General features: G+C 57.1%; 13 protein-coding genes. 1 reads left to right on the top strand and 12 read right to left on the bottom strand.

From position 1 onward, the window contains the following. Positions 1-22: 22 nt before the first annotated feature. The 11 genes from HU760_RS00955 to HU760_RS00905 all read right to left on the bottom strand — a co-directional run bounded on the left by HU760_RS00955 (position 23) and on the right by HU760_RS00905 (position 10,692). The gene (locus HU760_RS00955; RefSeq protein WP_186671732.1) at positions 23-463 is read right to left on the bottom strand and encodes a hypothetical protein; all 441 of its coding nucleotides are present in this window, start codon (positions 461-463) and stop codon (positions 23-25) included. Positions 464-538: 75 nt separating this feature from the next. Then, positions 539-2,179 carry a phytoene desaturase family protein gene (locus HU760_RS00950; protein WP_186671730.1) on the bottom strand — a complete coding sequence of 547 codons (1,641 nt, stop codon included), beginning with the start codon at positions 2,177-2,179 and terminating at the stop codon, positions 539-541. A gap of 21 nt (positions 2,180-2,200) precedes the next feature. Continuing rightward, positions 2,201-2,572, bottom strand: a complete 372-nt coding sequence (gene fdxA / locus HU760_RS00945) for a ferredoxin FdxA (protein WP_186671728.1) — start codon at positions 2,570-2,572, stop codon at positions 2,201-2,203. 41 nt (positions 2,573-2,613) lie between these two features. Continuing rightward, a complete protein-coding gene (locus tag HU760_RS00940; RefSeq protein ID WP_186671726.1) occupies positions 2,614-4,119 on the bottom strand; it encodes a phytoene desaturase family protein in 1,506 nt (501 codons plus the stop codon). A gap of 43 nt (positions 4,120-4,162) precedes the next feature. Beyond that, positions 4,163-4,918, bottom strand: a complete 756-nt coding sequence (locus tag HU760_RS00935; RefSeq protein ID WP_186671724.1) for an SDR family NAD(P)-dependent oxidoreductase — start codon at positions 4,916-4,918, stop codon at positions 4,163-4,165. 31 nt (positions 4,919-4,949) lie between these two features. Further along, positions 4,950-5,789, bottom strand: coding sequence for an alpha/beta hydrolase (locus HU760_RS00930; protein ID WP_186671722.1), 840 nt, complete (start codon positions 5,787-5,789; stop codon positions 4,950-4,952). Then, the gene (locus HU760_RS00925; protein WP_186671720.1) at positions 5,786-7,393 is read right to left on the bottom strand and encodes a phytoene desaturase family protein; all 1,608 of its coding nucleotides are present in this window, start codon (positions 7,391-7,393) and stop codon (positions 5,786-5,788) included. Before HU760_RS00925 ends, HU760_RS00930 begins: the two co-directional genes overlap by 4 nt. Then, complete coding sequence (locus tag HU760_RS00920; RefSeq protein WP_186671718.1) at positions 7,306-8,205, bottom strand: diiron oxygenase; 900 nt, start codon at positions 8,203-8,205, stop codon at positions 7,306-7,308. Before HU760_RS00920 ends, HU760_RS00925 begins: the two co-directional genes overlap by 88 nt. Before the next feature lie 32 nt (positions 8,206-8,237). Further along, on the bottom strand, positions 8,238-8,504 hold the full coding sequence (locus tag HU760_RS00915) for an acyl carrier protein (RefSeq protein ID WP_186671716.1): 267 nt from the start codon (positions 8,502-8,504) through the stop codon (positions 8,238-8,240). Next, the gene (locus HU760_RS00910; protein ID WP_186671715.1) at positions 8,501-9,310 is read right to left on the bottom strand and encodes a MaoC family dehydratase; all 810 of its coding nucleotides are present in this window, start codon (positions 9,308-9,310) and stop codon (positions 8,501-8,503) included. The genes HU760_RS00915 and HU760_RS00910 overlap by 4 nt, the downstream gene beginning before the upstream one ends. Continuing rightward, positions 9,310-10,692 carry a beta-ketoacyl-[acyl-carrier-protein] synthase family protein gene (locus tag HU760_RS00905; RefSeq protein WP_367615764.1) on the bottom strand — a complete coding sequence of 461 codons (1,383 nt, stop codon included), beginning with the start codon at positions 10,690-10,692 and terminating at the stop codon, positions 9,310-9,312. Before HU760_RS00905 ends, HU760_RS00910 begins: the two co-directional genes overlap by 1 nt. 216 nt (positions 10,693-10,908) lie before the next feature. Between HU760_RS00905 and HU760_RS00900 the strand changes: the two genes are divergently transcribed. Continuing rightward, positions 10,909-11,634, top strand: a complete 726-nt coding sequence (locus tag HU760_RS00900) for an acyl-homoserine-lactone synthase (protein ID WP_367615763.1) — start codon at positions 10,909-10,911, stop codon at positions 11,632-11,634. Here the strand turns inward: HU760_RS00900 and HU760_RS00895 are convergent, their stop codons facing one another. Beyond that, positions 11,635-12,357 (bottom strand): helix-turn-helix transcriptional regulator, encoded by a 723-nt coding sequence (locus HU760_RS00895; protein WP_186671711.1) that lies wholly within the window; start codon positions 12,355-12,357, stop codon positions 11,635-11,637. Positions 12,358-12,573 lie beyond the last annotated feature (216 nt).

The following is a 12,573-nucleotide window of genomic DNA, read 5'->3' as shown; positions in this document are numbered from 1 at the left end:
GATTTACGCTCGCCAGCCGTAATCAGCCAGTGGAATTGAGCAACTGCCACACTTGAATGAGCCCGACCAGGTGCACAAGGCCATACAACAAGCATATTGCCGAGCTGACCACGATGAAACGGCCACTGCGCCCGGTACCAGCCAGTGCAAAAGGTCCAAGTACACCGCGTAACAGGTAGATCGCGGTAATGGCGATCAGCGCCGGCCGTAACAGGGGCAATGGATCGACCACTCCGGCTCCCGACAAGGCATAAAGGCCCCAGGTAGCGAGAACCAGGGCAATGGCCGCCGTCACTAGCGCCGGATACCAGCGCCCGGCCTGGGCCGCACGCACGATACGCTCGCCGGCGCCGAACAAGCGATACCACGATGGCCCCACCAGGATTATGCCCAGGTGCATGATCGACGCCAGCAGACTAAGCCCAGCAGCCAGCAGCAAAGCGGTGTTGTAGTCATTCGACATGTCATCTCTCCTTGATGAGTGCACAGCGCCAGCTGCTTCATGGTCTACGGCCTTGCTGCCCGGCGTTGTGTGGACTCAAGCGCTCACTTGGGCCTCGGCGCGCGTGCCGACATCCATGATCTGGTAGCGTAGCTTGCGGCCGTCGACAGCGGCAGCGGCTTCGACACCCCCCGTCATAGCACCAAATATCCCGTGCCCGGTGCGAGTGGATGCACCACACAAGAACAGGTTTCGTATTTCGGTCTTGGTACCCGGGCGATTATGCAGGAAGTACTCAGGCGTGAACGCCAAGCCATAAGATGTTCCTCCGGCTGAACCGATGAAACGGGTCACCGAGAACGGAGTGGAGACTTCCTGATACACGATATGCTCCGACATCCCCGGTATCACGCGTTCAGCCAGCGCAATCAATTGCCGGGCATACCATTCCTTTTTTGCCAGGTAAGCCGGGTTGTTCCGATAGCTGCCATCAGCTACCTCGGCCTGCGTAACACCCCAGCTTTCCGGGTTCGAAGGAACTGCCGACATCAATTGCAGGTTGTAGATGCCAGGCGGGGCAATGGCCGGATTATCCGGGTCCTTCATGGTGGCATTACCGATGAACAGATGCGGCTCATCCGGGAATTGTCCGGCGAACACCTCGCGGTAGGCACGCTCGTAGTCGCAACCGGGATAGATGCGATAGTTGGTATTTTTAAGACCCATCGCCTTCAGGTCCATGTCGATGCCCAGGTAAACCACTCCCATAGCCGGCGACATTTCGAAACACTCGGCCTTGCCGACGGTTTTGGCCTTGAGGTGGTCCCGTCCGATCAAGTCCAGCAAGGTGTGTTTGATGTCGGCGTTGCAGATCACCGCGTCTGCCCTGACCGTACGTTTGCCCAAGTGCTTGTTACTGAATTCGACACCTACCGCGCGGCCCTTCTCGACCAGGATACGCTCGACCTTGGAACGCAGCAGGATCTTTCCTCCGTTGCGTTCGACAACCGCGCCGAGTTTGTCAGAGAACATCTGGCCCCCTCCCGACGGGTAATATGACCCTTGCAGGAAGTGGTTGACCACTGCAGCGTGCCCAGCCATGGTCGCCCTGCTGGGAGGTTGATGGTAAACGCCGAGCTGCCCGGTCAGGATGGCGCGCAGTCGCTGATCCTGTGTGCAGGTGTCAAGAAACTGGGCAACCGTCGATTTCGAATGGCGCATCAGCATCCAGGAGCGTGGCAGTACCCACAGCGCGGAGAGCGGCCGGGAGTGGATGCCCATGAAGTCCCAGACTTGCTGCAGCATCTTGAAATAACGGTTGATGCCTGATTTTTCCTTGGGGAACGCTTCGATGAGCCTTTCCCGGAAGCGCTCATACCCGCGCGGCACGGCAAACTGAAAATCGGGGAAGCAAAGCGTTTCGAAACCTTCTGGATCCTGCTCGATAAAGTTGATTTCACCATCGTCGATGCCGGCCCCGCGCAAAATACGAGGGATCAACCCTTCCTTGCCACAGTCGCCAATGTAGTGAAGACCTACATCGAACTCGTAATCCTTGCCCTTACGATGAAAGACCGTGGCGCAGCCCCCCATTTCATAGTGCATATCCAGCACCAATACCTGCTTGCCACGGTTGGCGAGGGTAGCGGCTGCGGTCAGCCCACCAATGCCGGCACCCACGACAATCACGTCGAAGGTATCGCTCTCCAGCGTCTTGAATCGGTCATAGCTTTGCATGGGCATTCGTCCAGGTGCACTTCAAGCGTGCTGCAGATGGTGGTCGCGGGTCGGATCGACCGCTTCGGCTTCGCGCACAAGGTGTGCAAGTTTGTTCGGCTGATGGCTCCACTTCCGGTGATCATCCAGGGGTGGAATGCTCTGGAGAATGACCGGCCAATGTTGTGCAAGCTCGGCATTCAACGCCAGGAAGTGCCGATTACCTTCCCCCAGGCGGTTCTCCGGTAAAATCGCCTCTTCAGGGCATTCCGGCAGGCAGAGACCACAATCGACGCAGGCCTCCGGATTGATCACGATGAAGTTCGGCCCCAGGTGGAACGCGTCTGCAGGGCATATATCCACACAGCTGGTGTGTCGGCACTGAATGCAGTTGTCTGTCACTACATAAGTCATGATTAGTCTCTCGAGGTCGCATTTGACGGGCACATCACCGCCTAGAAATAGCGGTCAACCAACAAGCGGGCGGACAACATCGTTCCGATGAAGCCCGCACCAGGGAACGTCCATGCGCCGACCTGGTAGAGCCCCTTTACCGGATACTTCTGCGGAAAGCGGTTAAACAGCCCGGACTGCTGAGGCGTTTGCTCGAAGCCGTAGATCGCACCTTGTGGGTTCTGGGTGAACTTGGTCATCGTCCGCGGTGACCCTGCTTCACAGACTTCGATATGGTCGCGCAGGCCTGGAATGACGCGCTCGGCATTAGCGATCAACAAATCGGTCAGCGCGGCTTTCTTGCGGCGGTAAGCGAGTTTGTCCAGCGAGTGCCAGACGTCGGGGCCGGTGAGCGTGAACAGGCCAAGGCTGGATTTTCCAGGCGGCACCATGGACGGATCGACATTGGAGAAATAATTGATCGACCAACTGGTGTTGTCCTGATGCAGTTCGCCGGCCTGGATATGTTCGAACTGCGTGCGTTGCGTTTTCCCGGGTGAAAAGAAGTGGATGTATTCCTCAGGGCCGACACCCAGTTCACTCAGCGGGCAATCCAGGCCCAAGTACACCTGGAAGCCGGATACCGAGAACTTCAGCTTGTCCAAGCGAGTGAGGTATTTGCTGGGGAAGTGCTGTTTTCCTGCCAAACCCACCACGGCATGCGGGGAAACATTGGCCACGACATTGCGGGCCTTCACCGGCCCCGATCTGCGCGTGACGACGCCGGTTACCCTGCCTCGGTCAACCATTATCTGCTGGACTCCCGACTCCAGTTCGACACGGCCGCCGTGCGCCTCGATAACCTCGACCAATGCCGAGGAAAGCGCCTGCGAGCCGCCCTTGATCGAGTAGCCGCCGTTCTCCAGATAGTCGATGAAGGGGTACGAGAAATAGCCGAATGCCAAGTCTTTCGCCGGCAGCCCGTAGTAGCTCCACTGAGCCGACAGTACTTCCTTCAGGCGTTCGTTGCGGGTGAACCTGGAAAAGTACTTATCCACCGTTTCATGGCCATAGCGCAGAACCCGGGGATAGGCGAAGGGAGTAGCGACAAATCGCATCCAGAACGGTTTGGGTGAATAAAGGAAGCCGCATAGGTCCTGGTAGTTGCGCTTGGACTCGGCGAACAACCGATTGATGTTGTCGACTTCTTCGGGGAAGCAGCGATACAGGGTCTGTTTGTAACCTTCCAGGTCGCGATGCCCGACGGTGATATCGATATCGGGTGAACGGTAGCGATAGAGCGTCGGGTGATGGAGAAACTCGACCTTGTCCGCGACACCGCAAGCCTCGATCACCTTGAATGAATGCGCACCGCGGACGACACCATCGAACGAATGCAGAGACACATCGAACGTGAAGTCTTTACGGCGAAAATTGCTCGCGTAACCACCGGGAATATTGTGCTTTTCCACCACCAGGACCTTTTGGCCTCGTTGGGCCATCAGGCTGGCGCTGGCGAGCGCGCCCAGCCCTGATCCTACAAAGACAGTATCGTATGATTGACTCATGAATGCTCCAGGCATCACCACACAGCAAATTGCGCAAGGCGAATCAGGCCGTCAGGCCGCCGTCGATCAGGAAGGTCTGGCCAGTGATGTAATCGGCTTGCGGTGACAACAGGAAGCTGGCCAATGCAGCCACTTCATGCACTTCACCGAAACGCTTGAGAGGGATGTTGTCGGTGATCGACTTGCGCACGTGATCGGGGATCTGATCGATCATGTCCGTAGCGATGTAGCCGGGAGCGATGGCATTGACATTGATCTTGAAGCGCGCCAGTTCCAACGCCATGGTCTTGGTGATACCGATCATCGCGGCCTTGGTCGCGGAATAACCCAATTGGCCCTTGTTCCCCTTGACGCCACTGACGGAGGACATGTGCAAAATCTTGCCGCGCCGTTCGCCAGCCATGGCCGGGGCCAACGACTTGCTGAAATAAACCGCCGAGTCGAGGTTAGTTGCAACCACGTCGCGATAGCGCTCGACGTCGAGATTGAACAGCAACTGGTCGCCAGTCACGCCCATGTTGTTGATCAAGCCATAGGGGCCACCGAGATCTTTGACCAACTGTTCGCACAATGAACTGACCGACTGGAAATCCCGACCGTCACAGGCATGCCCATGCGCCCGGCCGCCGTTGGCGGCTACCTCCTGCTCGAGCTGGCGGGCCGCGTCAGCAGAGGATTGATAGGTGAACGCGACCTCATAACCCTCGCGCGCGAGCTGTTGCACAAGTGCGCGCCCTATACCGCGGGTACCGCCGCTGATGAGTATCCACTTGCCTTTGCCAAGCTGTTGGACATCCATGTTCTGTTTCCTTAAGTCAAAGAGCCCGGAGTCAGGCTGTTACAACGGGTTTATGAGATTCTGCCCGGGCGAAGAACGCGAAGATCTCCTGGAAATACTGATCCCGGTGTTTCTTATGGTTTTCCAGGTGGCGACACGCTTCGAAGCCGACCACATGCAGGGATGTGCAATCCAGGCTCAGCCTTGCCACACTCGCCTCGGGGATATAGCGGTCACTCAATCCGTAGAAGTAAGCGATTGGCAGGTGGTGCACGCTCTTCAGGGAATGGTCGATCGCACAGGTACCGGTAGGCACTGCCAGACGGCTTCCGCTGATCCAGCGCATGGCAAGGCGCAACGGACCACGCGTGAAATAGCTGCGAACCGAGACCGGCACGCTGTCCAGAACTGCCGATGTGAAGGGCGAGGCGTCACGTGCCAAGGCATGTGACAGGTGGTAGCCACCAAATGAGCAGCCCACCAGGTGAATCGGCAGGCCTGGGTACTCCCGTGCAATCTTTCGCGCAATGGACAACACGTCATCGGCGAACGCATGACCACCGATGGTGCTGCGCCCAAAGCCTTTGAAGTTGAAGGCAACGACGTGGTAGCCCTGATCCAGGAAGGCCTGATCGATCCCGTTCTCGAAAAAGTAATGCATGCCATATTTCAAGAACGGATGGCAAAGCAGCACAACACCCTTGGCTTTGGCTGGGTTGGCCAGTAATACCGCCCCTTCCAGCTTGCTGCCGTCGCTGGCCGTTTCAACGAAGCCCTCGGCCCGGCTGGGCACGTCACGCTTCCACCCTTGTACCTGCCTGAACATCACGCGGATGAACAGTTTGGAAACGGCGATCCCAAACCAGCTGGGCGAGTGTGCATGCGCTGTCATGCCCGTCTCCATTGCCTGGCCTTCATTTCGGCATAGCCAAAGGCGGCTTCATAACTTGGGCCCGCTACCCAAGCGCTGAGAAACTGCACGCCCTGCACCGGAAAGCCGTGATGGAAGACATGCCCTTTGAGATCGGTACCCACCATCGCCCCGTAGCCAGAGCCATCAGTGTTGTTGGTGAAGCGCACATAGGTATGCGGGGTTGCCACTTCCGTATGCAAAATGTGACCACGCAGTTCAGGAATCTGAACCAGCAGCCGTTCCACCAGCACCTCACACGCGCGTTGCTTCTTCGCGCGATATTGCGCCGTCCGCCTTGCAGGCCAATGCGCGATGGAATCGAGCACGTTGATACACACGACCCTGCCGCCAGGGGGTGCCAGGGCGTGATAGTTGGTGACCTCGATCGGGGACATTGCCCAGAAGGCCTGTTCACAAAGCTCTGGCTGAAAACCACTGCGCTCGGCGTTGATGCGCAGCTCGGCTGCCAGCGCGGGGTCCGCAGCAAACAGCATCGACTCGCTATGCCGCAGCCCCAGCTGTTCGGGCGCTTGATCGGTGGTCAGGTACACCGTGGTGGTCGAGCGTGCCGGCTTCAACGCGGCCAGTTTCTCTCGGGTGCTCGTCAGGTCCACATCCGCCTGGAACAAGTGCTCCACAGCATAATGGGGTGAGGTATTGATGAAGACCTGTGATGCATGAAACTCACCGGCCCGGGTACGTACCCCCGTGACATTGCCGCTGTTGTCGGTGGTCACCTCTTCTACAGGCGTGCTGAGCATGATCTTGCCCCCGGCCTGTTCGACCTGCTGGGCCAGCAGGTCGGACAAGCGCTGGGACGAGCCTGCCACGTAGGCGTTGCCGCGATTGAGCGTGGCATACACCACATGCAGGTAGTACAGGTAGCCCAGATCCTCCGAGTAGCCGCCTACATAAATGCCAGGTGCTGCCAGGATCTCAATCAGGTACGGGTCATCGAACAACTCATGCAACGCTTCACGCACGGTCTTGTGCTTGAGGTTACGATGGGCCCAGCGCAACTGCGCCATGTCCGGCTCGAAACTGCCATCGAGCATCTGGAACTGGTAGTAGCCGTTGCGGCCATAGGTGCGTACTTGAGTGAAAAAGGTAACCAAGGGCTCGGCCTGATGAGGGAACCTTTCGATCAGTTGCCGTTCGACCTGGTCGGCATCGTTAGCCAACGGCAGCGCTGTGCCGTTCTGGTAGGCGCAGAAATAGTCGTTGGGGTAGACCAGGTTCAGTTCATCCTCCAGGCCCAGGTCCCGCAGGATGCGGATGAGGTTGCCGCCTTCCGACATGCCGCTGAGCTTGTGCAGGCTGCAATCGAAAATCGCCGATTGCTTGGGGCGGCTGAACGTCGAGGCATAGCCCCCAACCACAATATGCTTGTCGAGCATCAGGACGCGCGCACCGGGATCACGCTTGACCAACATGGCCGCGCAGGCCAGGCTCGTGATTCCGGTACCCACGAAGATTGCGTCCCAGGTCGATGAACTCATTGCCGCAGCCCCAACTTGTCGATCCAGGCGTAAATTTCGGCGAATCGGGCATCGTTCAGTCGAGCATTGTTCGGTGAACGCCAAACCTCTTCGATTTTTGCCCTGTCATCCACTGCAATCGGAAACTCGAAGGAAGTGTGCGATGCGATTTCAGGGTTGTAGGTGAACATGTCGATCAACGCCGGAATGATTTTCCGGCTCATGGCTTTAACCTGGGCGATCGATTCAGCGCTGGCAGTTTCGAAGTAGGACTCGCTGATCCAGCGACCAAAGGCGATGTGCCGTGCCTCGTCATAGTGGTGTTCACGGAACAGGGTACGGGTCATGGGTTCGACCGCAGCGCCCTGGGAGGTGTGCATGGCCCCCATTTCGGCAACCCATTCGATCAACAGCGTGAACAACACGCCAACCGCCGGCTCCATTTTCGGCAGTGTCTGGGTCAGCAATTCATAGAGCCCGACCGGTGGGTTCCAGATCTGCAGGCCAGCCTTGGCCATGAAGCGTTTGAAGGTGAGGGTATGAACGATCTCTTCCTTGGAAAAGATCATCAGGTATTCCTGCAGGTCCGGCGAAATACGGTCATGGAACTGCGTGATGTAGCCCATGTACAACGGCGGAATGGTCTGCTCGAGCCAGATGAACATGGAAATGTCACGGCCCGTCTCAAGCCAGGCCAGTTCCAGCTTCTGGGCGTCGGTCAAGCCTTCGCAATAGCGTGTTCCATTGATCCACAGATGCTCGGGATCCTTGGGGTAAAGGCTTCGATTGATGTCCTGGTCCCATGGCAGTACGGTCGCATGGTCCATCGTCTTGTGATGCGACACTTCGCTTAACTTGCGAACCTTCGACTCCCTCGCCGGGGAAATAGCGAGCACACTATTGGTCAGCGTAGACATTTCCTGCTCCTCCATGAATTGGGCCCAGCGGATCAGGCCTCGACGGCAGTCGATTCCTTGAGCTCGACGATGAATTCACAGAGCTGGAGCAAAGTGGCGATCTTGCGGGTGACGAACGAATCCGGATTGATCGCCACGCCGATCTTTTTCTGCACGACTACCTGCATCTCGACGAAGTCCAGGCTGTCGAACTCCATGGCTTCAATGGTGGTATCGAGGGTCACTTCGCTTTCATCGACATCCTTGAGGTCCAGGATCAGATCACGAACGATGGTGAATACTTGGTCAACGGTGGTCATTGTTTCGCTCCAGTAGGGGTGAGAACGGTCTTGATCATCAAGCCGAGGGTTATGGTCATTACATGGCTGCCGCTGACGACAACTCCCAGGTCGAGGGTGCCGACGGCCTTGCCTGGTGTTTCAATCAAGAGAATGTTGTCGATCTCGCAGCGGATATCGGACTGCAAACTGCCCAACGAACGCAGTTGCGTGCAGAACGTGATCTGGTGACTGGTCTGCACGACCAGGTGATTGGTGATGTCCTCGATACGCTCAGGAACCTGACGTTGGGCAAATTGCCCGGACAGGCGCTCGAAGATCACACCCAGATGGTTGCGGATGAAGTGGGAAAATATCAGCGCATCCAGTGCCACCCAGTCATCCAGCCCCTTGCCCAACCCTTCACGAAACTGGGTAAGCCAAGCCTCGACATATTCCCGGTCAAGTGCGAAGCCTGGGGATTTCGACGCCCACGTTGGCGGCGGAACTTGGGAGACATGGCCGAGCACATGCTCGCTGTCACTGTTCTCGGAACGCAGCGTGAATGCAGTGCTTGCACTGCGGGGGCGGGTTGAAAGCGCGACTGGGCAGTTGCGCAGAACCGGCGCCTTCAGTAGCGCCTTGAACTGTAGCCAGTCGTCATCGCGGCCGTCGGCCGCACGCCCCATTTGATGTTTGATTGGCAGCAGCGCCAGCATGCCGTGCACCACGACATCCGCGGCGTCCATGCGTCGCGCTGCTTCCAGGTCAAAATGAATAGGGTTGCGGTCGCCGGAAAGATCAGCCCACGCTTCGATCTGTTCAGGGCCAAATTGCCACTGCATCATCATTGCACCTTGCGCAGCATGATGCCGGCGTTGGCGCCACCGAACCCAAAGCTCAGGTTCAGCACGTTTTCCAGGCGCTGCCCGTGCAAGTGCTCGTTAGGTACGAAGTTCAGATCGCACTCAGGATCGGCCTCATCAAGATGGATGGTTGCCGGGATCGTTCCACGGGCCATGGCTTTGAGGCAGAAGATCGCTTCCATCGAACCTGCTGCACCAATCAGATGGCCGGTGTACGACTTGGTGCTGGACATCGGAATGCCATGGGCAGCGTCACCCAGCGCCAGTTTGATGGAACGGGCTTCATTGACGTCGTTCAGCGGTGTGGAGGTGCCATGCAAGTTGATGTAGTCGATGTGCGGCGCATCGACACTGGCTTGCCTGCACACTTCCTGAATCACCCGCACTCGCGCCTGCATGTCCTCGGCCGGGGCCGTCATGTCGAAGGCGTCCGAGTAGTTGGCGTAGCCGGTGATTTCGCCAAGGATCTTGGCGCCGCGAGCCTTGGCCAGCTCATAATCCTCAAGGCACAGCACCGCCGCACCTTCGGAAAGGATGAAACCGCTTCGCCCTTTGCTGAACGGGCAGCAGGCCAGGCGCGGGTTTTCCTGCTCTTTGCTCAAAGCCTGGATGACGTCGATCGACCAGACGTTGAACTGCTCTTTCAACGATTCGCTGCCACCGGCGATCATCATTTTCGCTCGACCGGCACGAATCGCTTCATAGGCTTCGCCAATGGCGATGGTCCCAGTAGCGCAGGCTGCCACCGGGCTGTTTTGCACACCCCGCATGTTCCAGTTCATGGTGATGGCTGCCGTCCCGGCATTGCACATCGACATGACCGTGGCGAACGAGGTGGAAATGCCCTGTTGGCAGTATTCGTTGTTGTTGAAGTTCGCCGTGTCCAGCCCTCCCCAACCGGTGCCGAGAACGACACCACGGTCGAAGGGCGCGACCACGTCATCCAGTGGTGTGTCGCCATAAGCCATGTGCAATGCTTCGTTGGCGGCCACCAAGCTGTACTTGGCGAACAGAGGCAACATCTTGGAGATCTTCTTCGAGAACGGTCGCATGGCCTCGCGACCAAATTCATCGATAAAACCGAAGAAGCGCGCATGGATCGTCGGGTCATCAAAACGGTGCAGACGATAGCCGATCTGGTAATCCATCATCGCGTCCCAGATGGCATCGGCGTTCTGGCCGAGCGAGCAGATCGCACCGTAACCAGTAACGACGACGCGGCGAGGTGCTGGAGAGGCTGGCTTTTCCATGGTCTTCCCTGATTGATGTGCTGGCGTGACAACCCTCGTATGAACAAGGGCGACATTGAGTGCAGGCGGTAAGTGCCGGCGACAGACGGACGTACGATGTTTTTCGATGCCCACCGCAGCCGTACGCCTGGCAAATAGCGTCGTTGAAGTTGTGAAAACTTGCGTCCACACAACGGCCGGGGAAGTGTGCCCAATTCTGCGATGGCAACAACTGTATCTAGGTACAGGCCGGGGTATTTCTCGATATAGCGACGACGAACTGCATGAACTTAAGTACAGGTTGCTGAGCGCCGGCAGTTGATAGAATCAGCAGGTTGCACTTCAAAGGGCATGCCGTATACCAACGCCCGCGCGCCCGCCATACCTGAGGCAAGGGAACAGCCCAACATGATAACTATCGACTTTCACAAGATTGAATACCGTCGTGACCCGCATCCCTGGGTTGCCGAGTTATACGGCTTACGCAAGCATGTCTTCTGTGATCGCCTTAACTGGAAGGTCACTGTAAGAAATGGTATTGAGTTGGATGAGTATGACAACTGGAACACCACTTATCTGGTAGGCACTTGCCAAGGCATACCGTTGGCCGGCCTCCGCCTGATCAATACACTGCACCCTTATATGGTTGAAGGGCCCTTTCGCGATTTCTTCAGCTGCGTACCGCCCAAGAGGGCGTTGATGGCTGAATCCAGCCGCTTCTTCGTCGATAAGACCCGCTCACGCAAGCTGGGCCTGGCGCACTTGCCATTGACCGAAATGTTGCTTTTCAGCATGCATGACCACGGTGAGCTGACCGGCCTGAAATCGATCGTCACCGTGGTCAGCGATGCCATGGCGCGCATCGTTCGACAGGCTGGCTGGCACTACCAGATTCTGGACAGCGGCGAGGCATCGCCGGGTGAGACGGTGCATTTGCTGGACATGCCGATCAGCTCGTCCAACCGACTGCGACTGCTCGAAAGCATTGCGCGTAAGCAACCGTTGTCATCACTGCAGACCCAGCAGTGGCCGTTGAGCCTGCAGTTGCATGATGTATCCGGCAACTACATCGCCTGATCAGATGATGCCCTGTCGCTTTGCCTCGTAGACGGCTTGCTTGGCGTTGCCGACCTGCAATTTTCCAGAAATGTTCGACATATGGAATTTCACTGTGCGCTCTGAAATTCCACAGTCCGTGGCAATCTCGCGATAGCTCTTGCCGCGCATGACCAATTGCAGCACGCCCAATTCGCGAGTAGAAAGCGGCCCATCGGCGGCGCTGGAAAACAGCTGATCCGTCGTCCGAGAGGTCATCAACCAGCTATGAAATTTGATCAGTAGCATTTGCAGCTGACTTTGCTGCTTGGCCATACGCCGGTCAAAATCCATTTGCGAGCCCGCATCGCACACGCTCAAGGCACAGAATGTCCCGGAAGCATCGCGCAGGGTGAATGTGCTACCCGAGCAAATTCGATAACGGGTGGCGCGCCTGAAGAAGTCCACGCCTTCGGGACCGCTGTTGGCAAGTGCTTCGTGCCAGGAGAAGGGGGCGATCTCCTTGAGCCCGTGTTTGATGATCGGGTCAATCAGATAGCTCTTGTTATCTTTATAGCTCTTGACCCAGCTCGGTGGGTAATTTGAAATAATAATCGGCTCTACATTGCGATTTTGAGTAGCCGCGTAGTAGGCGTATTTCAAGTCTTTCAAATCACACAATTGACGCTGCAGCTCGTCGTGCAGGTGCGTGATGGGGTGATTTTTATCGCATGTCGTGGCTGTGTCCCGGTTTCGACTGTCCATGTCGTGTTCCTGCCGTTTCTACGGCGCCATAAATTGGCAAAGCCATTGCGCCGCGCAAACCATTTTAGAGTTGTTGCTCGAAAAGATCGTAAGTCTCGGCTTACCGCGCAAGCGTGATAGTCGGAGATATTAAAATGTAAGTCAATGAGGGTGCTGGAACTCTGTTTATCCGTTTGTCGTGGCTATCGCGATACGACCAAGGTACGGGTCGCATGT

Origin of the sequence: Pseudomonas oryzicola (genome assembly GCF_014269185.2) — a bacterium.
In the GTDB taxonomy this organism is placed as follows: Bacteria; Pseudomonadota; Gammaproteobacteria; order Pseudomonadales; family Pseudomonadaceae; genus Aquipseudomonas; species Aquipseudomonas oryzicola.
This window is presented reverse-complemented; position numbering and strand designations above follow the sequence as displayed.

Coding starts and splice junctions, on each gene's coding strand:
- fdxA (WP_186671728.1), bottom strand. CDS start 2,572: ATGACTTATGTAGTGACAGACAACTGCATTCAGTGCCGACACACCAGC.
- HU760_RS00900 (WP_367615763.1), top strand. CDS start 10,909: ATGCCGTATACCAACGCCCGCGCGCCCGCCATACCTGAGGCAAGGGAA.
- HU760_RS00940 (WP_186671726.1), bottom strand. CDS start 4,119: ATGAGTCAATCATACGATACTGTCTTTGTAGGATCAGGGCTGGGCGCG.
- HU760_RS00955 (WP_186671732.1), bottom strand. CDS start 463: ATGTCGAATGACTACAACACCGCTTTGCTGCTGGCTGCTGGGCTTAGT.
- HU760_RS00895 (WP_186671711.1), bottom strand. CDS start 12,357: ATGGACAGTCGAAACCGGGACACAGCCACGACATGCGATAAAAATCAC.
- HU760_RS00915 (WP_186671716.1), bottom strand. CDS start 8,504: ATGACCACCGTTGACCAAGTATTCACCATCGTTCGTGATCTGATCCTG.
- HU760_RS00920 (WP_186671718.1), bottom strand. CDS start 8,205: ATGTCTACGCTGACCAATAGTGTGCTCGCTATTTCCCCGGCGAGGGAG.
- HU760_RS00930 (WP_186671722.1), bottom strand. CDS start 5,789: ATGACAGCGCATGCACACTCGCCCAGCTGGTTTGGGATCGCCGTTTCC.
- HU760_RS00910 (WP_186671715.1), bottom strand. CDS start 9,310: ATGATGCAGTGGCAATTTGGCCCTGAACAGATCGAAGCGTGGGCTGAT.
- HU760_RS00950 (WP_186671730.1), bottom strand. CDS start 2,179: ATGCAAAGCTATGACCGATTCAAGACGCTGGAGAGCGATACCTTCGAC.
- HU760_RS00935 (WP_186671724.1), bottom strand. CDS start 4,918: ATGGATGTCCAACAGCTTGGCAAAGGCAAGTGGATACTCATCAGCGGC.